The 21,815-nt window shown below is 60.1% G+C and carries 19 protein-coding genes and 1 pseudogene; 15 read left to right on the top strand and 5 right to left on the bottom strand.

What is annotated here, in order from left to right:
- The first annotated feature begins 5 nt into the window (after positions 1-5).
- The gene (aspS, locus tag BW11_RS01315) at positions 6-1,805 is read left to right on the top strand and encodes an aspartate--tRNA ligase (RefSeq protein WP_043165364.1); all 1,800 of its coding nucleotides are present in this window, start codon (positions 6-8) and stop codon (positions 1,803-1,805) included.
- 617 nt (positions 1,806-2,422) lie between these two features.
- Here the strand turns inward: aspS and BW11_RS01310 are convergent.
- The gene (locus tag BW11_RS01310; RefSeq protein WP_140444404.1) at positions 2,423-3,373 is read right to left on the bottom strand and encodes a DUF559 domain-containing protein; all 951 of its coding nucleotides are present in this window, start codon (positions 3,371-3,373) and stop codon (positions 2,423-2,425) included.
- Between the two features lie 411 nt (positions 3,374-3,784).
- Between BW11_RS01310 and BW11_RS01305 the strand changes: the two genes are divergently transcribed.
- The 8 genes from BW11_RS01305 (at position 3,785) to BW11_RS01270 (ending at position 12,254) form a co-directional block, all read left to right on the top strand.
- Entirely contained in the window at positions 3,785-5,488 is a 1,704-nt protein-coding gene (locus BW11_RS01305; RefSeq protein ID WP_181162441.1) for an ATP-binding cassette domain-containing protein, read from the top strand.
- Positions 5,489-5,815: 327 nt separating this feature from the next.
- Positions 5,816-6,370: a YbaK/EbsC family protein gene (locus BW11_RS01300; protein WP_140444402.1), complete on the top strand. Its 555-nt coding sequence runs from the start codon at positions 5,816-5,818 to the stop codon at positions 6,368-6,370.
- Between the two features lie 161 nt (positions 6,371-6,531).
- Entirely contained in the window at positions 6,532-7,332 is an 801-nt protein-coding gene (locus tag BW11_RS01295) for an amino acid ABC transporter ATP-binding protein (RefSeq protein ID WP_043165354.1), read from the top strand.
- Positions 7,333-7,356: 24 nt separating this feature from the next.
- Complete coding sequence (locus BW11_RS01290; protein WP_043165352.1) at positions 7,357-8,202, top strand: glutamate ABC transporter substrate-binding protein; 846 nt, start codon at positions 7,357-7,359, stop codon at positions 8,200-8,202.
- Positions 8,203-8,205: 3 nt separating this feature from the next.
- Positions 8,206-8,883 carry an amino acid ABC transporter permease gene (locus tag BW11_RS01285; protein WP_043165351.1) on the top strand — a complete coding sequence of 226 codons (678 nt, stop codon included), beginning with the start codon at positions 8,206-8,208 and terminating at the stop codon, positions 8,881-8,883.
- A gap of 5 nt (positions 8,884-8,888) precedes the next feature.
- Positions 8,889-10,133, top strand: coding sequence for an amino acid ABC transporter permease (locus tag BW11_RS01280; RefSeq protein ID WP_140444401.1), 1,245 nt, complete (start codon positions 8,889-8,891; stop codon positions 10,131-10,133).
- 110 nt (positions 10,134-10,243) lie between these two features.
- Positions 10,244-11,803 carry a phosphatase PAP2 family protein gene (locus BW11_RS01275; protein WP_140444400.1) on the top strand — a complete coding sequence of 520 codons (1,560 nt, stop codon included), beginning with the start codon at positions 10,244-10,246 and terminating at the stop codon, positions 11,801-11,803.
- 112 nt (positions 11,804-11,915) lie between these two features.
- Positions 11,916-12,254: a hypothetical protein gene (locus tag BW11_RS01270; RefSeq protein WP_140444399.1), complete on the top strand. Its 339-nt coding sequence runs from the start codon at positions 11,916-11,918 to the stop codon at positions 12,252-12,254.
- A 357-nt stretch (positions 12,255-12,611) separates the two neighbouring features.
- Here BW11_RS01270 and BW11_RS01265 read toward each other — a convergent pair whose 3' ends face one another.
- On the bottom strand, positions 12,612-13,304 hold the full coding sequence (locus BW11_RS01265; protein ID WP_140444398.1) for a hypothetical protein: 693 nt from the start codon (positions 13,302-13,304) through the stop codon (positions 12,612-12,614).
- 68 nt (positions 13,305-13,372) lie between these two features.
- Complete coding sequence (locus BW11_RS01260; protein ID WP_140444397.1) at positions 13,373-14,017, bottom strand: response regulator; 645 nt, start codon at positions 14,015-14,017, stop codon at positions 13,373-13,375.
- Positions 14,018-14,203: 186 nt separating this feature from the next.
- Between BW11_RS01260 and BW11_RS01255 the strand changes: the two genes are divergently transcribed.
- On the top strand, positions 14,204-15,220 hold the full coding sequence (locus tag BW11_RS01255; protein WP_140444396.1) for a PPK2 family polyphosphate kinase: 1,017 nt from the start codon (positions 14,204-14,206) through the stop codon (positions 15,218-15,220).
- Positions 15,221-16,387: 1,167 nt separating this feature from the next.
- A pseudogene (locus BW11_RS11730) lies at positions 16,388-16,492 on the top strand (polyphosphate kinase 2 family protein); the annotation flags it as partial.
- Here BW11_RS11730 and BW11_RS01245 read toward each other — a convergent pair.
- Positions 16,493-17,788, bottom strand: coding sequence for a hypothetical protein (locus BW11_RS01245; protein ID WP_140444395.1), 1,296 nt, complete (start codon positions 17,786-17,788; stop codon positions 16,493-16,495).
- A gap of 12 nt (positions 17,789-17,800) precedes the next feature.
- Positions 17,801-18,451 (bottom strand): DNA-binding response regulator, encoded by a 651-nt coding sequence (locus BW11_RS01240; RefSeq protein WP_140444394.1) that lies wholly within the window; start codon positions 18,449-18,451, stop codon positions 17,801-17,803.
- Between the two features lie 125 nt (positions 18,452-18,576).
- Here BW11_RS01240 and BW11_RS01235 point away from each other — a divergent pair, with 125 nt between their 5' ends.
- From BW11_RS01235 to BW11_RS01220, 4 genes are all read left to right on the top strand, one after another.
- On the top strand, positions 18,577-18,975 hold the full coding sequence (locus BW11_RS01235; RefSeq protein WP_140444393.1) for a hypothetical protein: 399 nt from the start codon (positions 18,577-18,579) through the stop codon (positions 18,973-18,975).
- 20 nt (positions 18,976-18,995) lie between these two features.
- Entirely contained in the window at positions 18,996-19,793 is a 798-nt protein-coding gene (locus BW11_RS01230; protein ID WP_043165340.1) for an ABC transporter ATP-binding protein, read from the top strand.
- A gap of 98 nt (positions 19,794-19,891) precedes the next feature.
- Complete coding sequence (locus BW11_RS01225; protein ID WP_140444391.1) at positions 19,892-21,160, top strand: hypothetical protein; 1,269 nt, start codon at positions 19,892-19,894, stop codon at positions 21,158-21,160.
- Positions 21,150-21,788 (top strand): hypothetical protein, encoded by a 639-nt coding sequence (locus tag BW11_RS01220; RefSeq protein WP_140444390.1) that lies wholly within the window; start codon positions 21,150-21,152, stop codon positions 21,786-21,788. Before BW11_RS01225 ends, BW11_RS01220 begins: the two co-directional genes overlap by 11 nt.
- Positions 21,789-21,815 lie beyond the last annotated feature (27 nt).

Genomic DNA, 21,815 nt, shown 5'->3' with positions numbered 1-21,815 from the left:
GAAGCATGAGCCAGACGGCTTACAGAACACACCATGCGACCGAGGTCACCGAGGCCCTGGTCGGTCAGAAGGTCACCCTTGCCGGTTGGGTCGACCGTCGTCGCGACCACGGCGGCGTCGCCTTCATCGATCTTCGCGATTCCACCGGTCTCGTGCAGGTCGTCATCTACGACGAGGAGGTGGCCCGCCCGCTGCGTAGCGAGTTCGTCATCCGCGTCACCGGCGAGGTCCGCCTGCGCCCGGACGGCAACGAGAACACCCATCTGGCCACCGGCAAGATCGAGGTCGTGGCCGAGAACATCGAGATCCTCGCCAAGGCCGACGCGCTGCCGTTCCAGGTGTCCACCGCCCTCGAGAACGAGTCCGAGAACAAGCTGCCCGGCGAGGACGTGCGTCTCAAGTACCGCTACCTCGACCTGCGCCGCCCGTCCATGCAGTACAACCTCAAGCTGCGCTCCGACATGACCAAGGCCGCCCGCCACGCGCTCGAGGAGATGGACTTCACCGAGGTCGAGACCCCGACCTTCATCAAGTCCACCCCGGAGGGCGCGCGCGACTTCGTCGTGCCGGCCCGTCTCGTGCCCGGCTCCTGGTACGCGCTGCCGCAGTCCCCGCAGCTCCTCAAGCAGCTGCTCATGGTCTCCGGCGTCGAGCGCTACTACCAGCTGGCCCGCTGCTACCGCGACGAGGACTTCCGCGCCGACCGCCAGCCCGAGTTCACCCAGCTCGACATGGAGATGGCGTTCGTCGATCAGGAGGACGTCATGGCCATGGCCGAGAAGGTCATCGCCGCCATCTGGAAGTCCGCCGGCTACGAGGTCACGCTGCCGCTGCCGCGCATCACCTGGCAGGACGCGATGGACAAGTACGGCTCCGACAAGCCGGATCTGCGCTTCGGCAACCCGCTCGTCGAGCTCACCGACTACTTCAAGGGCACGCCGTTCCGCGTGTTCCAGGCCCCGTACGTGGGCGCGGTCCTGTTCAAGGGCGGCGCCTCCACACCGCGTCGCCAGTTCGACGCATGGCAGGAGTGGGCCAAGCAGCGCGGCGCCAAGGGTCTTGCGTACGTGTCCTTCGCCGATGACGGCGAGCTCAAGGGACCCGTCGCCAAGAACCTGTCCGAAGAGGAGCGCAACGGCCTCAAGGAGGCCGTCGGCGCCGAGAACGGTGACGCCGTGTTCTTCGCCGCCGGCTCCCGCGAGTCCTCCCAGCTGCTGCTGGGTGCCGTGCGAGTCGAGCTCGCCCGCCGTGAGGGCCTGCTCGATCCGAAGAAGTTCGCCTTCACGTGGGTCGTCGACTTCCCGCTGTTCAAGCCCACCGACGATCCGGACGACGACGACGTGGCGGTCGGCCACTCCAAGTGGACCTCCATGCACCACCCGTTCACCATGCCGAGCAAGGACTGGATCGACAAGTTCGACAAGGATCCCGAGCACGCCATGTCCGACTCCTACGACATCGTCTGCAACGGCGAGGAGATGGGCGGCGGCTCCGTGCGTATCCACCGCGACGACATCCAGGACCGCGTCCTGAACGTCCTCGGCATCGGCTCCGAGGAGGCTCAGGAGAAGTTCGGCTTCCTGCTCGACGCCTTCAAGTACGGCGCCCCGCCGCACGCGGGCATCGCCCTCGGCTGGGATCGCACCGTGTCGATCCTCGCCGGCGCCGACTCGATCCGCGACGTCATCGCCTTCCCGAAGGCCGGTGGCGGCCGTGACCCGCTGACCGGTGCCCCGGCCCCGATCTCGGCCGAGCAGCGTGCCGAGACCGGCGTCGACTACGACCCGGACGAGGATCAGGACTGATCCGTTTCGCCATTAGGGGATGAAAGGTGAGGTCATGCATAGTGCATGGCCTCACCTTTTTCGTATGCCTCCTCGTATGCCTCCTCGTATGCCTCCTTCGCACCTCCTGTTACCCTCGTTACCTTCTGTTGCTTTCGTTGCCTTCGTTACCTCCTGCTACTTCCCGTCACTTTGCACAGTCACCATCTCCTCCTGTTACCTCGTTACCCCGTTACCCTGCACAGTTACCATCTCCTCCCGTACTTCGTTACTTCGTTACTCCTGTTATCTCCCTTCATCTCCCGTTACTTTCCATTACCTCCTGTCACACTGTCACCCCCATCCCTAAACCCCATCCCTAAACCCTTTTACTCACATCCCCATCGAGTCTTTGGAGTGCCCATGACGCGGTGACTTGCCCATGAAGTAGTGACCTGTCCATGAAGCGGTGATGGAAAACGGCTTTATTTCGCCGTTTCTCAAAAACGCCTCACCGCTTCATGGGAAAGTCACTGCTTCATGGGGAACGAGATCGCGCGATGGGGGAGTGTCTCGGTAAGTGTAACTGGTCTTGGTCGCCGGTCGGGGCCATCACGCTATGTGATCGTCGGGCGACGGATGCACGACACGCCGTGCCATCACCTCCCGCGTGCGTTTCCCCGCGCCCGGGTCGCTCTTGCATACTCGCCCTTGCGCGCGTGTATGGCGAGTTTCGGGTCGGTAAGTGCCCGATATGCGAGTTGCGGCCTTCCCGGCAAGGGTGTTTTCAATGCGTCGGCGACCTGCTGCGCGAAATCGCGCTGAACTGTTTCGGTAAGCAGATCATCGGCGAACACTTCGATGACGGTCCATCCCATCTGACGCAGACGCCGGCGCTTCTGCTGGTCCCGCACGTACTGGGCGCGAAACCGGCGATGATGGTCGCCGTCGTATTCGATGGCGACCTTGCCTTGCGGATACGCCATATCGACCGTATATCGTGCGTTGTTGACCGGATCGACGATGACGTGCAGGATGGTCGGCGCGGACAGGCCGAATCGAAGCAGGGCGAGTCGTGCGCGAGTCTCCTGAACCGAATCCGACGATTGGGCGATGTGAAGCGCCGCCTCACACCGTTTGCGTCCCACGATTCTGCGAAACGCCGGTAATCGGTTGGTGAAGGCGTCGATCGGATATCTGCATCGTCTGCTGATCGCCTCGAGCAGGACGATCAGCTCGTCGACGTTCAGATATTGTGCGAACTGTATCCATACGTCGATGGGATGCATGCAGGACACTCCATTGGGGAACGTATGCACCCTGAACGGCTGATCCCATATGTGGAACGATACATCGGCGAAGGTCGATCGCTGTTTGCCTTTTCTCACGGTGACGTAGAAGCTGCTGTTCGGCAGCGTGCTGCGTTGCGGCCTTTCGATCCTGCACAGCTCGAGCGCGGTATGCAATGAGAACCAGACCTTCCTGTCGGTACGGAAACGGGACATGAGCTCCCAGCATTGCGAGAGCTTGGCCGTCGCCTGCGTGTCGAGTCCATTGCGCACGTAGTCGCGTACCTCGCCGTTCTGCGGCACCGCGTTGTAACCGTTCATGTGGGAGAGAGTAGTTGTCCGAGACGAACGTGTCGAATGACCGAATCGATGATGTGCATAAGCCTCTCCCGATGTGGATCGTGGAGACGGAAGACAACCGAATGCCGCGCAGATGGTCGTCCTTATGCCGTACATTGAACGCGTTGTGTGGCAGGGGCCCTCCCATATGCCAAGAGGGTCCGAGATGAAAGGAACCAGCCCAAGTTGCGTCTGTGAAGGATGACGGTATCGTAGCGGAGCCGCGCGCGTCGAAGCGTGCCGCCGTGCGTCATCCATCGGTCTGCGTTCTTGCCTGATTCATGGTTCACCCATGACGCCATGGTTTGCGCTCGCCGATTCCACAGGTTCCATACCGTCATAACCCATCATCATGACAGCAGCGGCACGCACCGAGCAGACAAGGTGCGACTCATGCAACAACCATCGATCCTCACCCTCAACGGCATCGCCTTCACCTATCCGAACGCGCCGGAACCGTTGTTCGACAGCGTCAACGTATCGTTCCCGACCGGCTGGAGCGCGGTGATCGGCGACAACGGCATTGGCAAATCGACGCTGATGGCGATCATACGTGGGGTCGTCCGTCCCGATAGGGGCACCATCGCCCCTGATCCCGGACGTCTCGTCATCGGATACTGTCCGCAGGATGTCGCCGTGCCGCCGCCCGGTCTCGAGGCGTTCGCCGCGGACTGGTCTCCCGAATCGATCGCGATACGCGACGGTCTCGATCTGGCCGACGACTGGCCGTACCGGTACGACACGCTGTCCGGCGGCGAGCGCAAACGCATGCAGATCGCGTGCGCATTGGCGTCGCGGCCCGACGTGCTGATCCTCGACGAGCCGACCAATCACGTCGACGCCGCGACGCGTACACGCATCGTCGAATCGATGCGCCGGTATCACGGCATCGGCATCGTCGTCTCGCACGACGCGACGCTCATCGATCGCACCTGCGGGCGATGCATCATCTTCTCGCGCCGGCATGTCGGCTTGCGCAATATGACCGTCGTCGACACGTATCCGGGTGGATATGGTCAGGTCTCGGCGCGGATCGCCGCGGAACGCGAGTCCGATGCCATGCGACTGGACGCGGCACGGCGCGAGACCGCCCGATTGGAGTCGGTCAGGGCACGGCGATTCGCCAAGGTGCAGCAGGTCGAGACGGCCAAACGTGACGGCGGACGGCGCGCCGATCCCAAGGACAGCGACGCGCGCAACAGACGCCAGCTGGCGAAAATGACCGGACTCGACCGTGGCGTGACCCGCGTCTACGCTCAGCTCGACGGGCGACTCGCGGCCGCGCGGCGGCGTGAGGCCGGGCTCACGGTTGCGGCGAAACGCTATGACGGCGACATCTGGATGGACATCGAGCCGAGCCGACGTCGGGAGCTCATCCGGCTGGAGGCGGGCGTGATCCGGTTCGGACAGTCGGACGTCATCCATATCGAGGATGGCCATCCCGAAACCGCCGGCAACGGTGACGTTCCCGGAAGACCGAGTGCGATTCCTCCTGCGAGTACGGGGATTGATGGGACGTGCCGAGGGATGTGTCAAGCGACGTGGACCGATGGGCGCATCCGCATATCGCCGCCCGACGCCGATGGCGCTGTTCGCAGGCTCGAGGGATTGGCGATCCCGCTGATCTCGATCGGGCCGCGTGATCATGTGGCCGTGACGGGGCCGAACGGGGTGGGCAAGTCGACGCTGCTGCGGGCGATGATCGCCGACGCGCGCGTACGCGCCACCGACGTGCCACGGCTGGTCATCATGCAGAACACGACCGGGGTTGACGCGGCTGGGGCCATGACACGCCTCGCGTCGCTAAGCCCCGGCGATCGCTCCCGTGTGCTCGGTGCGTACGCGCGACTCAACGCCGATCCGGATCGATTGTTGGCGGGCGGATCCCCGTCGCCCGGCGAACTGCGCAAACTGCTGTTGTGTCTGGCATTGCCGGAGCGACCGCAGCTGATCGTCATGGATGAGCCGACGAACCATCTCGATCTGGCGTCGAAAGAGGCGCTGGCGCGATTGCTGCGTGATTATCCGGGCGCGTTGGTCGTCGTGTCCCACGACGAATGGTTCCTCGGGGAAGCGGGCTGTATGGCACCCCGATAACGCTGCGTCTGCTGGGGCTGGTGCTTCCCATCGAGCCCTTACGGGGGCCATGGCGCGGTGATTTGCTCATCGAGTAGTGACCTGCCCATGGAGCGGTGATGGAAAACGGCTGTATTCCGCCGTTCCTCAAAAACGACTCACCGCTTCATGGGCAAGTCACCGCGCGATGGGTAGGTGGATGGGTGATGGATGGGTGGCGTGGATGGAGGGAAGTCGGCTCGGGAACCGGCTATAGGCAATCCCTATAGGTCGGGCGGCACGCCAAGGGGAGTCGCCGTTATGCTTGGGCGCAACACGTGGACCAATGGCATTGCATTGGAGGGGAATATGGCGTTGGAGATTCTGGACTGGCATGACGGGTCATTGCTCGCCAAGCCGGTGTTCGACAAGTTGAACGAGCTGGTCGCGTCGGGCGTGCCCGAGAGCAAGATCCTCGGGGTGACGATCAATTCGGACGAGGAGTCGGACACCGACCTGTGGTGCCCGAAGTACGATATCCCGTTCAACATCACCGGCAACGTGGTGGTCGTCCACACGCACAAGACCCGCAAGGCGCCGCCGCAGTTCGCCGCCGCGTTCGTCACGGCCGACACGCGCGCCGACCTCAACGGCGTGGTCAAGCACACGCTCGAGGTGTCGAAGGTGAGCTTCGCGCCGATCGACGCGGCCGTGGAGGCCACCGGTATGGAGTCGGGCGGCATGTCGCCGATCGGCTTGCCAGAGGGATGGCCGCTGCTCGTCGACCAGCACATCCTGTCGATTCCGAAGCTGTATCTGGGTTCCGGCATCCGACTGTCGAAGCTCGTGGTCGACGGGTCGATCTTCGCTGACCTCCCCGGCGTCACGTTCGTGCCGACGCTCGGCAAGCCGCGTGCCGCATGATGAGATGAGCGGCGTGGCCGAGGTCTCAGGCAAGTAAAGGGATGTGAGCGATCACACTCGCATATCACCCCGATCGACGTCCGCCGATGGTCTCACATAGTGAACGCATGGGGGATGGCGGATGTTACGCAGGTAACACAGCATGGTTATACTGCCCGACTATGGCAGAAAAGCAAGAAGAAGAAACGCGCCCCGTGGCGCCGCTGGTGCCGGGCAACGATACCGGCCGACCCCTCGTCGAACTGACCCACGTCGAAAAGCACTTCGGCGACCTGCACGTCCTCAAGGACATCAACCTCACGGTCAACAAGGGCGAGGTGCTCGTCGTCGTCGGCCCGTCCGGCTCCGGCAAGTCCACCATGTGCCGCACCATCAACCGCCTTGAGACCATCGATTCGGGCGACATCCGCATCGACGGCAAGGCCTTGCCGCAGGAGGGCCGCGAGCTCGCGAACCTGCGCGCCGAGGTGGGCATGGTGTTCCAGTCGTTCAACCTGTTCGCCAACAAGACGATCCTCGACAACGTCACCCTCGCCCCCATCAAGGTCCGTCACATGGACAGGAAGGAGGCCGAGAAGCTCGCCATGGACCTGCTGGCGCGCGTCGGCGTCGACAGTCAGGCGAACAAGATGCCGTCCCAGCTCTCCGGCGGCCAGCAGCAGCGCGTCGCCATCGCCCGCGCCCTCGCCATGCGTCCGAAGGTCATGCTCTTCGACGAGCCGACCTCCGCGCTCGACCCGGAAATGGTCAACGAGGTGCTCGACGTCATGGTCGAACTCGCCCACGAGGGCATGACGATGATCTGCGTGACCCACGAGATGGGCTTCGCCCGCAAGGCCGCAGATCGCATCGTGTTCATGGCCAACGGCCAGATCCTCGAGGAGAACACCCCCGACGAGTTCTTCGACCATCCGAAGACCGAACGCGCCAAGGACTTCCTGTCGAAGATCCTCACCCACTGATCGATAGGGGAGGGCAGACACGACATGACATTCACATTCAACACGCATATGAAACGGACGGCGCGTCGCGTGATCGCCGCCGTCGCCGCGCTCGCCTGCACGCTGTCCCTGGCCGCGTGCGGCGAGAGCGAGGAGGGCAAGATCCGCATCGGCATCAAGTTCGACCAGCCGGGCCTGGGCTTCAAGAAGTCCGGCACGTACGTCGGCTTCGACGTGGACGTGGCCAAGTACATCGCCAAGAAGCTCGGCTACTCCGAGGACGAGATCGTCTGGAAGGAGGCTCCGTCCAAGCAGCGCGAGGCCATGCTCCAGAACGGCGACGTCGACATGATCCTCGCCACGTACTCGATCACCGACGAGCGCAAGAAGGCGGTCTCCTTCGCCGGCCCGTACTTCGTGGCCGGACAGGACCTGCTGGTGCGCAAGGACGACCATTCGATCAACGGCCCGGAGGACCTGAACGGCAAGCGCCTGTGCTCGGTGACCGGTTCGACCTCCGCCGCCACCGTCAAGGAGAAGTTCGCCTCCGAGGTGCAGCTCATGGAGCAGCCCGGATACGCCGAATGCGCGACCGCCCTGTTCTCCGGCATCGTCGACGCGGTGACCACCGACGACATCATTCTCGCCGGTCTCGCCTCCGCCTCGCGTGGGAAGCTCAGGGTCGTGGGCAAGCCGTTCACGCAGGAGTACTACGGCGTCGGCATCAAGAAGGGCGATACCAAGTTCGCCACGCAGATCAACAACGCGATCGTCGACATGATCCAGGACGGCTCGTGGAAGCGCGCCGTCGCCGACAACACCAAGGGCACCTCGTACACGCCCGACGTGCGCTACAACCCGCCGACGCCGAACGAAGGGGAGGAGGAGTAGACGATGAACGGATTCATCGAACTGTTCAGCCAGTATGACGTGCTCGGCGCGTTCCTCGTCAACATCGAGCTGACCCTGTGGTCGGCCCTGTTCTCGACCATTCTGGGCGTCATCCTCGTGATGATGCGCATCTCGCCGATCTCCTCCCTGCGCGCCGTGGCCGGCGCGTACGTGGAGCTGTTCAAGAACCTGCCGCTGACGATCATCATGGTGTTCATGGTGCTCGGCGCCTACGCGCAGCTGAAGCTTACGTTCTCCGACACGTTCGCCACGAACTTCTTCTGGCTGGCCGTCACCGGACTGAGCCTGTACACGGCGGCGTTCGTGTGCGAGTCGCTGCGAAGCGGCATCAACACGGTGCCGCTCGGCCAGGCCGAGGCGGCGCGCGCGCTGGGCCTTGACTTCATGCAGTCGGCCACCGAGATCATCCTGCCGCAGGCGTTCCGCGGTTCGGTCGCGCCGCTCGGCAACACGCTGATCGCGCTGCTCAAGAACTCGACCGTTGCCGCCGCTGCGTCCGTCTCCACCGAGACGTCGTCGCTGATGAGCCAGATGATCGAGTTCCGTCCGGACGTCATCATCCAGATCTTCCTGATCTTCGCGTTCGGCTACGTGATCCTGATCATCCCGATCGGCATGCTCACCACGTACCTGTCCAATAAGCTCGCGGTCAGGAGGTGACCGACATGGCCGATACTTCGAATTCCGTCCTCTTCGACGCGCCCGGTCCCAAGGGCCGCCGTCGCATCCGCATCCTCAACTGGGTGGCGGGCGTCATCTTCGCGATCGTCATCGTCCTGATCCTCATGCGACTGCACAATCCGCCGGACGGCGAGAACCAGCTGAGCTGGGAGCTGTGGAAGCCGGCCGTCGACCAGGAGGCGTGGACCGACTTCTACCTGCCGGGCCTGCTGATGACCCTGCAGGCCACCGTCGTCGCCGTGATCGGCGCCGTGCTCTTCGGCCTCGTCTTCGGTGTGGGGCGACTCCTGCCGAACGTGGTGCTGCGCGGCGTCTCCGGCGTGATCGTCGAGTTCTGCCGTGCCGTGCCGGTGCTGCTGCTCATGATCTTCTTCTGGCGATGGTTCGCGTTCGCCGGTATGCAGAGCCCCTCCTACTGGGCGGTTGTGATCGCGCTGATCCTGTACAACGGTTCGGTCGTGGCCGAGCTGGTGCGTTCCGGCGTCGGCAACCTGCCGAACGGCCAGCGTGAGGCGTCCCTCGCGCTGGGTCTGACCGAAACGCAGTCGCTCCTGTCGATCGAGGTGCCGCAGGCCGTCTACGCGATGCTGCCCGCCGCCGTCACCCAGCTGGTCGTCGTTCTCAAGGACACCGCCCTGGGCTCGATCATCATGTACACCGACCTGCTGCAGGAGTCGCGTCGACTCGGCTCGATGTACTTCAACATCCTCCAGACGTTGGTCATGGCCGCGGTGATCTACTTCATCGCCTGCTGGCTGCTCTCTCGCCTCGCCGAATGGCTGCCCGAGCGCATGCAGGAGAGGACCGCCGCCCCCGCCGAACCGGAACCCGTCGCCCCGATCGCGATCATGGACCCGTCCAACGTCAACCAGATCGCCGTGGCCAAGGAGGTCGAGGAGCTGCCGCTCGGCGGCGCGCCGCGCAAGTACCACGTGCATCACCGCGGCACCAACGCCTCGATCCGCAACTGGCGCCGCACCCGCTACGAGCAGGGCTACGACGAGACGCATCCCGAAAGCCAGGTGGACCCGGAGACCGGCGTGCCGTTCCGCGAGGAGCAGGCGCGCAAGGCCAAGGCCGCCAGGGACGCCAAGACCGATCACGATGGTCACGGTCACGAGCAGCATGACCAGTACGGCCACGGCGAGAAGCACGACCGCGCCGTATTCAAGCCGCACAACGACATCGGCAAGGGTCACCCCGATCTGGGTGGCCGGCCGAAGATCTGAGCGGCGTAGCCTGAGTGAGGCTCGGATGGCGCTAACCCGGCACGAAGAGTTCACCCAGAGTTCGGTCGGACTCCGCGCTACGTAGCGAAACGGCGGATAGGTTAGGGAACGTGAAGTTCCCCAGCCTATCCGCCGTTGCCGTATCCTCCCGCGTGATCGCCGCGCTGTGCGTCATTCTGACGATTGCGCCACTCACGCTCGCCGCCCTCGCCGCGCCACTGCCCGCCGCACAGGCCGACCAGCTGCCCAATCCCGACTGGGTCGCGCTCCTCGCGGACTACGAGAAGGACTACTGGCAGGCCCCGAAGGACAAAGCCAACGGCGGCAAGGTGCTCGACGTCGCCACGATGAAACGCGACGAGGACCTCGCAGTCGAGATCAACCATCTCGGCGCCGAGAACGCCGACGAGAACGGGCTCACCCCGCAGCGCAAACGCGCCCTCATCGACTCCGACCTCTACCCGCGGGAAACCATGCCCGATTCTCTCGGTCCGGTCCTTGGCCGCTACATGAGCGAAGGCATCAACCAGCACAAGCTGGGGCTGGTCGTCAACCTGTTCAAGTTCAACGTCGCCTCCACCTACCAGTCGAAACGCGCCGCCATGCACCCCAGACCCTACCTTGACCGCTCCGTGAGCACCTACGACGGCACCAACGACCTCGCAGGGCTCCCCGCGACCCTCGACATCAAGGAATCACCCTCCTGGCTCGAACACATCCCCGGATACTCGAACCTGCAGAAGAACAGCTCCTGCCCGTCCGGGCACACCACCATGGCGTACTCGTGGGGCGTGGCGCTCGCCGGCATGATCCCCGAGCTCGCGCCGCAGATCATGGCGCGCACCTCCGAGGCGGGCAACAACCGCATCGTGCTCGGCGTTCACTACCCGCTCGACATCATGGGCGGGCGCATCGGGGGCTCCGCGCAGAACGGCCAGTACTGGCACAACGACTTCTCCGACGCCGTCGTGCCCGCTGCGAACCAGCTGCGCGGGTACCTTACCGAACGCTGCAAGGCGGATGGGCACGGCTCCACGCTGGCCGAGTGCATCACGAATCTCAAGGCCGCTTCGAGCGGCGGCTACACGAACGACTTCCTCGACCCCGTGGCCACCGAACCGGTCAGGGACCAGGCGTCCGCCGTACGCGTCTACACGGCGCGCATGACCTATGGCTTCCCACAGGACAAGAGCGAGGCCGGCAAGATGTTCACCGCGCCGCGCGGTGCCGCCGACGTGCTGCGACTGGCATACCCGCAATTGCACGCCGACCAGAGGAACGCGATCCTGAGGGCCACGGCGCTCGATTCGGGATATCCCCTGTGGCGGTCGAGTGAGGGCTGGCAGCGCATCAACTGGGCCAAGGCCCTGTGCGCCCGCGTCACGCTCGACGAGAACGGCGACGTCGTCAAGGTCGAGACCGCCGAGTCCGCCGACAAGGCGTCGGGTCCGATCAATGGGCCCAGTGTCGTCAACGCGCAGTACGCCGACAGGGGAGGGCACCCCGCCTCCGACGCGGCCGCCGGCGAAAACGCGCTCAAACCGACCGGTCCGGGTCTCGCGATCGTAGACGTGCGTCGCCGTGCCCTGATCGCCGTCGCGATCGGCACCGTCGCCGCGCTCATCGCCGGATATGCGATGAACCTGCGCGGCCGGCGCGAGGGACGATGACGGAATGCTGTCCTTCCCAGAAGGACAGCATTCTTGATGGCTGCGGACGCGCGCCGTATCATCGCCGATATCGGGAGTGACGGTGCTTCCGCCTCCGACGAAAGGAGTCGACATGGACAGGCGAGATGGTATGCGGACGGCTGGCGGTGAAGAGGAGCCGATCAAGGTCGTAAGGTCTCATTACCGCGAGGAGGAAGAGGATCCGATTCGCAATCCGATGCTGCGTTTCGTACTGAAGGTCTGTTTCCTGATAGTGGGCGTGGCGGTGTTTCTCGTCGCGCTGCTCGCCAAGCAGTGGGTGAACGGGATAATGGGTCTGCCGTACGGGTTCGGCTCCAACCTTGTGATGCTGGTGGGAGTCATCCTCACCGGCGCGGCGTTCTCGATCCGCCCCAGGTCATTCGCTGAAGCATATGGCTTGTTGCGCAAGAGATGTGTCGGTGAGTTATAAAATAAACGGATTAGCAGCAAGGTATGGTTGCTGTTAAATGCCACTCATTGGAGTTGTCTTTTATTCCGTATTGCAAAGAGCCTCCGAGCTCTGTTATCGCATATTGCAACTGTCTCAAGCCAAATTTGCCTGATAGATTTCCGATATCTTTTTTTATAGTATTGTTTACTGTTATTCTTACTGATTTCGTATTGTGTAGAATTGAAATGACGTATCCTTGATCGTGTTCTGCGTACTTTCCTATATTGATGTACATCTCTTGAAGTAGCTGATATAATATTGATGCTCTTTCTCTGTCCATTGTGACATTATTTGCTTGCAATATTGTAATGCCTTTGATTCCTAATGAATGTAGCATCATTTCCTGTTTTTGCAGATCGTCTTTATTCGTATGCTGACTATATCTAGTGTTGGTGTGCTGTTCTCACTATTGCCTATTGATGTCTGTGTATTCTCCAATAGATGAATAACGTTATGCACTTTCTTAAGTGTTGATTCCAGTTCGTTGGTAATGGTCGTTGTTGTTTGTGTTTGTGCTTGCAGCTGAAGAATTGCTGTAGTTATTCCGTTTGTGATCTCATTGTGTATTTTTGCTGCTATATAATTATTTTCTTGTTCTTGCTGTCTATGTATTCGATTTTCTATTATTTCTGTGTGCCAATGGATTACTAAACCTAGTAATATGGCTGATATGTATAATGAAAGAAAAATGAAGAGAGTCGACCATGGAAGCGTTTTGCTTGTTGAAATATAAATTGTTAACGTTACTGTATTGATTATACAGAGTAGTATACCTTGAGTAATATTATTATATGACAATATTGCTAATGCGCAGAGCGTGGCAAGTAGTCCTGAATTCAGGACTGGTTGAGGTGATAGCATGCCGGCTGACCAAATGATTCCAGTGGACCATGCACCTGTTTTATGCCATCTTGACATTATCAGTGTAGTGATTATTTGTGCAGTGCCCCAAGCTATCATTAATGAATCGAGCCATCCATTGATGCCGTAGAAGATCATTTCGGTTGCACAGTAGATGGCGGTGGCCAAGGATATGGATACCATCCAATGGCGCGATAGTAATTTGATAAGATACAAGAATTGTTGCTGCAATCGGCTTAGCATGTCATACCTGTCGTCAGTAGGCGAACGTATTTTGCGACGGCCTGTGCGCGGGTTGCGGCGCCCAGTTTGGCGCAGGCGCGTTTCTCGTAGGTGGCTACGGTGCCCTTGCTTACGGACAACTGTCGCATGATGTCGTCGGTGGCGAAGCCGTCGGCGTACATGGCGATCACCGTACGTTCGCGTTCGGAAAGCTCGCTCTTCGATGAGACATTTCGCAGGAGGGCGTTGCGTGCCTCGACGCAGTTCAAGAAGCCCGAATCGGATTGTGCGGTGTCTCCCGTTGCCGCCGCTCGGACCCCTGTACGGATACCGGCCACATCCGTTTTGAGATAGAGCCCCTGTGCACCGGCTCTGACCGCCTGTTCGAGATAACGTTTCGGCGGATACGCGGTGATCATGACGATGCCCGGCGTGGTTTTGCGCTGACGGATCTGATGGCAAAGCTCCATGCCGTTCATGTCGTCCATCTGCACGTCGGAAACAAGCACCTGCGGTGTTGCCGATTCGAACAGGCAACGGCGAAGGGCCGCCGAGGCGGAGGTGGTTCCCCATTGGGCATCCATGCCGGACTCCCTGAGCAGTTTCGAAAGCACGGACACTGCGTATGGGTCGTTATCCACGATACCGACAGTGATCATCTCATCCTCGCATAATGTCACATGTGATCATTTTCGTTCACTATTAATCGTGTCATTGTGGGTGGGTCGTGTATGTACCTGATGATCACATTGGTCATGCATGGTGCCATGAAGAGACGATGCGAAGGTCGTCGCCCGACGTGTGTGCTCGTGCACAAGACGGTTCCCCGGGCGTAGAATCGGCTCATGGGCAAGGATGACAAAGTCAAGGCGGACAGGACCGCCAAGCGGCGCATCGACCGGGCGATGGATCTCGCCGAGGAGCGCATCGGACTGATCGAGGAGAGCGCGACCGTCGCCGAACGGCTCGCCAATGCGGCGAAATCAAGCGAACTGCTGAGCGCCGTATGGTCGATGCCGCCGGCGCAGCGGCTCATGTTCCACCACGGCGTCGATCTCGCCGAGGTGGCCGACGGGCAATCCGGCGCGACACCCGGTTTCGACGGCGACAAGTACGACGCCGAACGGTTCATCTCACTGAGTTCCTCGGAGATCGCCCGATACCAGCGGCTGCTCTACGCCAACGGCGTCAAGGGGTCGAACCGGCGGCTGCTCATCGTGCTGCAGGGTATGGACGCCTCCGGCAAGGGCGGGATCGTACGCCACGTCTTCCGTCAGGGCGATCCGATGGGCATCCACTACCATGGCTTCGGCAAGCCGACCGATGAGGAGACGAGCCACGGGTTCCTGTGGAGGGTCGAACGCGAACTGCCTGACCCGGGGTGGATCGCCGTGTTCGACCGATCCCACTACGAGGATATCGTCATGCCGCACGTGTACGGCACTCTCCCCGAGGACGTGTGGCGTGCCCGCTATGACCTCGTCAACGAGTTCGAGCGCAGTCTCGTCGCCGACGGGTGCGCGGTCATCAAGATCTTCCTCGTCGTCGGCCGCGAGGAGCAGCGCCGCCACTTCCTCGGGCGGCTCAACGACCCGACCAAACACTGGAAGTTCGACGCTTCGGACTTAGACGCCCGTGACCGTTGGAACGACTACATGGCCGCATGGCAGGAGGTGTTCGAGAGGACCAGCACGTCCGCCGCACCGTGGTATCTGGTGCCGGCCGACAACCGCTGGTATTCGCGCGCCGTCGTCTCCGAGCTGTTGCGCACCACCCTCAAGAACATGAACATGACCTGGCCTCCGCTCGCGCCGGACATCGACAAGGCCGAAGCGAGGCGCCGGCTCGCGGCCGACGATTGATGATATGGATGGTTCCCGCTGTCGTCGGCGATGTTGCGGTCTGACGGCGACAATGGGAGCCATTATGCACGTCAACCGACTGTGGTGATCAGGCTGTCGTCATGCAGTCATGCGACGACGTTTCTCCTTGAGCCCGAGGTCCAACAGTTCGCGCAGCATCGTGGCGCGACTCACGTTGTCGTGGTTCGCCAGCTGCTCGGCCTCATGTCGGACCCGCTTCGTGGGCCGGCTCGTTCTGCGATTGCGGATGCGCTATGCGCGCGTCTTGCCGGCTCGCCTGTCGGTTTGCATGTTGCCCGCAAACAGTTCCGCCGTTTGCTTCGCGGCAACGGTCCTGACAAGAGGGGGCCGAGAACGGGATAAACGGATTTGCTTAAGTGCGGCACTAGGCCTGCGTCCACCATTCACTCGCCGAACGAATCCGGTCCGAGCGTCCAGTCCGACCCCCATCGCGTCCGATCCCCTAGGATCCGACGTTATGGGGGCCTGCAAGGTTGGGGAAACGTCCGATCCCATAGGATCCGATACGGCGATCGGGGCGGATCGGGGGTGAGATGCGTGAGGAGTCTGCCACTCAGTGCATGTCAATCGGTTGATGTTCGTTGAGTGGCAGAAAACCGTGCCACTCAACGCGATTTCGGCGATTTTCCGCGTTGAGTGGCAGACACATTGGCGGCAGGGGCGTCCCTTGCGATATCGATTATCGCGGAATCGTTGGAAAATGGCCATTTTGACAACATGTCAACAAGGCGGTGAGGCGGCAATGACGCATCGTAGTGCCACTCAACGCCAAAACCGGTGAAAATTGCGTTGAATGGCACGGATAGGGGCGGGCATGGCCAAGGACGCGTCCGGACGACATGGCTGAAATGGCGCGGCCGGGCGGCGCAATTGAGTCGGTCTGTGGTGGCGCGGCCGAGCGTCTAGTATCTCGCGCCGGAAAATCGTTGATCCCATTCCCGGCTCCTCTTGTCAGGACGTTGCTGCGAAGCAAACGGCGGAGTCGTTTGCAGGCGACATGTAAACCGACAGGCGAGCCGGCATGACGCACGCGTAGCGCGTCCGTAATTGCAGGACGAGCCGGCCCGTGAAGCGGGTCTGAGAGTCACTCAATTCAACAACGAATTTACGACGCAGGATACTAGGCAACGACGATAACCGCTTGTATCACGCGCCTTCGCCTCCGAGCTCTTGCGCACCACCTTCAAGAACATGAACATGACTTGGCATCCGCTTGCGCCGGACATCGACAAGGCCGAAGCCCGGCGTTGACTATCGTGACTTCTCGTCATTCGTTGTTGCGGGATGGTAGGGGATAGTGATGGAGCATGACCATTCCGGGAGACCATCGGTCGAGTCGATCCTTACCATGAAAGAACCCGAGTGTGATTCTACTTGCTGCTTTATGCGTGATAGCCCTGTGCCAAGTGAAGGAATATGAGTTCTATCGATAGGTTCGTTTTGTGGGATGGCGTTGGTTTGCGTGATGTGGCAACGATCATTATGCAGAGTAATGACCATATCGTATCCAGCGTGTCTATCTGCGTGTTTGATGATATTTCCTGTGAGCTCTTGAATAATATGGTCAATGCAATCCTGTATGGAAGTGGCAATGTGAATTTCAGCAGTTACTCTGTTTACTAGGATGGGTTCCCCTGTGTGTCCTGCAGATGATAATACAGTCTCACTGTTCTGTAGTTCGTGTTGCAAACGTCTAATATAGACATTGAGCATTATCTCTTCGGCATGCGATGGGAGTGGTTTTGGTTCTTGTACGTCAATGTCCGTTTCGTCGAGAATGGCGATGATTATATGAGTGTATGATAAGGCATCTCGTATGAGTTGATCCAATAATTCGTTATGCCGAACTGGTGAATCGTCTGTATGAATAATTGATTCGGATGAAGGGAAGCTTTGCTGCTGCATCAGGATGAGGGCACAGGATAGGTCGTTTGCTACGTGATCGTGCAATGTGTTCGCAATGGAAGTGCGCCGAATTGTGTGTTCTAAAGATTGTCTGACGTTATGTTCTCTTTGCAGCGCCGTGTCTCTTTGCTCTCGCAGGCGAATCAATGTTCCCCACAGAATGCAGCAGATTGCAATGAAGATGATTAATAGAATGGCGACTACATATATAGGTGTAGTTAGTATCTGTTGATGTATCGAAAAAGATACGAATGCAAGTGCTATTATAATAAGTGACCAGATCAATTGATGGTGATTATGGTAAGCAAGAAAGGCAAGGGCGAGTGATAGTGCCAAGCTTATCGATAGTGGTGGGGTGATGACGCTTGCATGTGTATCCCATCTTTGAAGTATCATATTGACAATATCGATCAAAATCGGAGATGATAATGAAACAATAAATAGACTGATAATAAGCCATGAACTAACAACTGGTTTACGGAACATTATAAGAAGTACCGCGAGACAGCATAATGAATAAATAAATGATGCTCGTGATACCACAAGATATCGCTCGGTGACTATGATTTCTAATGTCATCAGCACAACGACGATGACTGCAGCGACTTGTAACGACCTGTAAGTAAAGAATTGATGTATCATGTGAATTCAATCTTACAGAATATGGCTTCTAATACAGGTCACTATTGCTTGTATTCGTGTATGTGCACCAAGCTTTTGCATTGCTCTTCTCTCATATGATGCGGCTGTACTCTTCGTTATTCCCATGATATCCAGAATCTGAGGTGTGGTAAGTCCTTGTGAATATAGTTTGAGGATGCGTAACTCGTTATTGGACAAACGCTTGTGATTATTAGATTGAGGAAAAACTGTCTGCAGACGATTATGTGCTGAAATAATGTCTGAGAATCCTTCGTCGTCATTGACGGGCAAGCCTTTTGCTGCTCTATAGATCGATTGTGCTAAGGTAGCAATATCGTGCTTGGCTACCAATGCCTGAGCTCCTGATTGAATCGCATCCGTTCTGAAATGTGCAAGTGGGAATGATGTAACGCATACGATACCGATTGAGTTGTATTGCCTGCGGATTCTCATGCATAGCTCGGCACCTGTCATTTCGTCCATCGACATATCGATGACGAGCACATCAGGACGGGTTCGTTCGGGAATGCATCGACGTGTCGCAACAGATGCTGAGGTCGTGTACCAAGACAGCGTGAAGTCGCCGTCAAGTCGAACGATAATGGCCGAGAGTGCCTGACAGGCGAGAATGTCATTGTCTACGACTCCTATGCGTATGGACATATCAACCTTACCCTCTCTTATGAAATCTTTGCCGTACTGGGTGTGGCAGAAGCTGGCTTTACGCTATTGCATAGTCCATTCTAGAACTGTCGCAACAATGCGGCAAACAAGACGAAGGAGTCGTTATGAGAATGAAGACGATAGTTGGAGTAGGTGTAGGAGCCTTAATGTCATTGGGATTGGTGCCATTGGCATCTACTGTCCAGCCTTCAAGCATCGAAGGTCTGAATGGATGCGAATTCACCACGGAAAAGCCGTCAATTGATTATCATAATGCAAAGAGATTGACTGGAATCGTGGGAAGGTCTGGTTGCAGCAACGGAGTGGTTTGGTTTTATGGTGCTCTGGAAAAGGACGGCCCCGGTAAGAATGATACAGTATTGGATTCGGTTCGTGCACCGCTATCGTGGGGAACTGTTCAGTATGAGTTGAAGTCGTGGGCCACATCTGGTGATAAGTATTTCACGTTTGCTGCGAGTTCGACGGGGAATAGTCAGGTGTCAGAGATTATTACTGCGGACTGATGCTCAAGGTAGGGAGATCTATGAACGAGGCGGTTGGGATCGACTGCGAGTCGTTGTCGGTCAGGCACGGGGCTGTGTGGGCGCTGCGCGACGTGACGATGCGCATCGGCACCGGTGTGACCGCGGTCCTCGGACCCAACGGGGCCGGCAAGAGCACGCTGCTGCGACTGCTCGCCACGCAGTGTGCTCCGAGTCGGGGATCCTTCAGCGTCGGCGGACTCGACCCGCGGCGGCAATCCGATCTCAATCGCCTGCGACTTGACATGGGCTTCCTGCCACAACAGTTCGAATGCATGGAATGGTCCAGCGCATTGCGCAACGTGGAGTACAGCGCGTGGGCGCACGGCGTCGCGGTTCCGGACTGTAATGCGGCGGCGTACGACGCGCTGTCTCTGGTCGGGCTGTCGCATGTGGCCGGCATGCAGGTGCGCAAACTCTCCGGCGGCATGCGCCAGAGGCTCGGCCTCGCCTGCGCGGTGGCCCATCGGCCGCACGTGCTGATCCTCGATGAGCCGACCGTGGGCATCGACCCCCGTCAGCGTATGGACATTCGTCGCTTTCTCAAGGATTATGCGGCGCAGGGCGATGTGATCGTGGTCATGAGCACGCATATCGTCGACGAGATCCAGACGCTCGCCTCCGATGTGCTGGTGCTCGATCGGGGGAGCGTCGCGTTCCATGGGAGTCTCGAACGGTTCCGATCGTTCGGCGGGGAGCGCGACGGTCTGGGATCGGTCTGGGAACTGGCCTATGCGGCGGTTCTCGACCGTTCGGAACATACGGGTGCGCGTGGTTCGGACCCTGTCGGGAGCGCATGATGGCATCTGCGTCGGCAACACCATCGGCAACGCCAGCATCGTCATCGTCATTCCGTCGTCTCGCCGGACGTATCGTGTTCCCCTTCCCGTTGGGCGGCATGGGGTATGCGGCCATGTGCCTGCTCATCATGCTGCTGTCGCTGCTGCAATCCAAATGGTGGCTGTCATGGCCTCCCGCCGTCTGGAACGACGTGGAGATAAGGATGCGTGAATCCCAGTTGGCGGGGTCGCTCGTGGCGGGCGCATACGCCGCCATGCAGGCCCGGGCGTTCGGCGTGAATTCGGTGCTTTCGCCTCCCTCGGCGGGCCGTGGCGTTGCGCGTCGGGTATGCCGCGTGTGCGCCTTGTCATGGCTGGGCTGCGTCGTTTCATATGCGGTGGGATTCCTGCCGTTGATCGTCGTGACGGCGAAGGCCCAAGGCACGGACCGTTGTGATGTCCTTGCATTGGCGTCCATACTGCTTGGCGTCGGCATGTGGCCGGTCATCGCGTTTCTTGTCGGAGTGCTGACGAGCCGGCTGGCGTCGTATCTGTCGTTGTCCGTGGCGCTGGTCGTCATCACGGTCGTCTCCACCGCTCCCATGACGCTCAGTGTGAACTCGACGGGTCGTTCGTATCTGGCCCTCTCTGCCCGTTGGGGATTGGATTTCCCTCGGGTTGGGGATGTCACGGCTCCCGTCATCACCTGGGCCAGGATGGTGTTCTTCGCGGTGGTGACGATCTGCATGGTCATGATCGCGATCGGCGTGCTGTCCGCCTTCCGGCTGCCGGAACGATTGGGAACCGCCTGCTGGCTCGTGCCTCCCGCGGCGATGGTGGCGTTGGTGATCGCGATGCAGCCGAACATCGTCGCCCCCGATCCCCGTTCGTCCGCGGTATGCGAGACCCGCGGCGACATCACGATATGCGTCGAATGGTACTACCGTCGGCAGCTTCCTGTCATGATGGACGTCGACTACAACGCGTATCGCCTGTTCGACCCGGGCGAACGTCATATGCTGATCGGTCCGGGGCTTCTGGGGGCGTATTCGCGAACCATATCCGGCATGCCGCAGCCGGTCGACAGGAACCGTTGGCGTCTGAACAATGCAAGCATCGGTATCACCCTCTCCGAACGGGAGTTTCGCTCGCAGCTCGTCGCGGATGTGGCGGGCGACCTGTCGGGAGACGGCCCCCAATGCTCGGCCGGCGTCGACATCGACAAATCCGCCGCCCGGCATCGGCTCTATGAGCTGATGAGGAGGAAGATAGGCGGGGATTCGGTGGATGTGGATTTCGTGGCGTGGTATCGGCGTCATGACAAGCAGATTCGCGCCTGCGAGTGGACGGCCGACATGCTCGAGGAGATGGAGTCCTATGAACGGTGAGGGTGAAGGCGATCCGCGCATGTGGCTGTCCGCACGCTATCCGAAGACGGCCTTTGCGGTCGGGGTGATCGGCGTCGTATGCGGCGTCATACCCGCGTTTGACATGCCGGCCGTTCCCTACGCGGGGTTCGGGCCGATGCCGAGGATCGGCGTCGACACCGTGATGCTGTCGTTGTGCGGCATCCTGATGTGCCGGTGCCTGATGTCCCGGATGCCGATCGTCGATGCGGTGTCGGGCAGGGATCTGGGAGGCTACTGCGCCCTGAGCGCGATGGTCATGCTGTGCTACGCCGCGCTCGCTCCGACCGCATGGCTGATCGGGCGCGACATCTGGGTCGCGTTTCCGGTGGTGGCGCTCAACATCGTGTTCTCGCTGACCGTGACGACCATGGCGATGATCGCGGTCGCCCTGTTCGGGCGCGTGGGATGCGTGGTCGCGATGTGCGCGGCCGGATGCGCGCTGTTCACGCTGCCATGGCAATCGCGGTGGCTCGGATTCTCCCTGCTGCCGATGGATCTCGGCGATCACGTGCTGATACGGCTGGCGGTGTGTGCCCTTCTGGGTCTGTGCGCCGTGCTGGGATGGCATCGCAGCCGTCTCGGGGCGGCACCGCTGCTGCTCGGGTGATCGCGGGGATCGCACTAGGAACGGGTC

This window comes from Bifidobacterium sp. UTCIF-38 (genome assembly GCF_006454495.1).
Taxonomy (GTDB): Bacteria; Actinomycetota; Actinomycetes; order Actinomycetales; family Bifidobacteriaceae; genus Bifidobacterium; species Bifidobacterium callitrichos.
The sequence above is the reverse complement of the archived record's forward strand: the minus strand, read 5'-3'. Positions and strand labels throughout refer to the sequence as shown.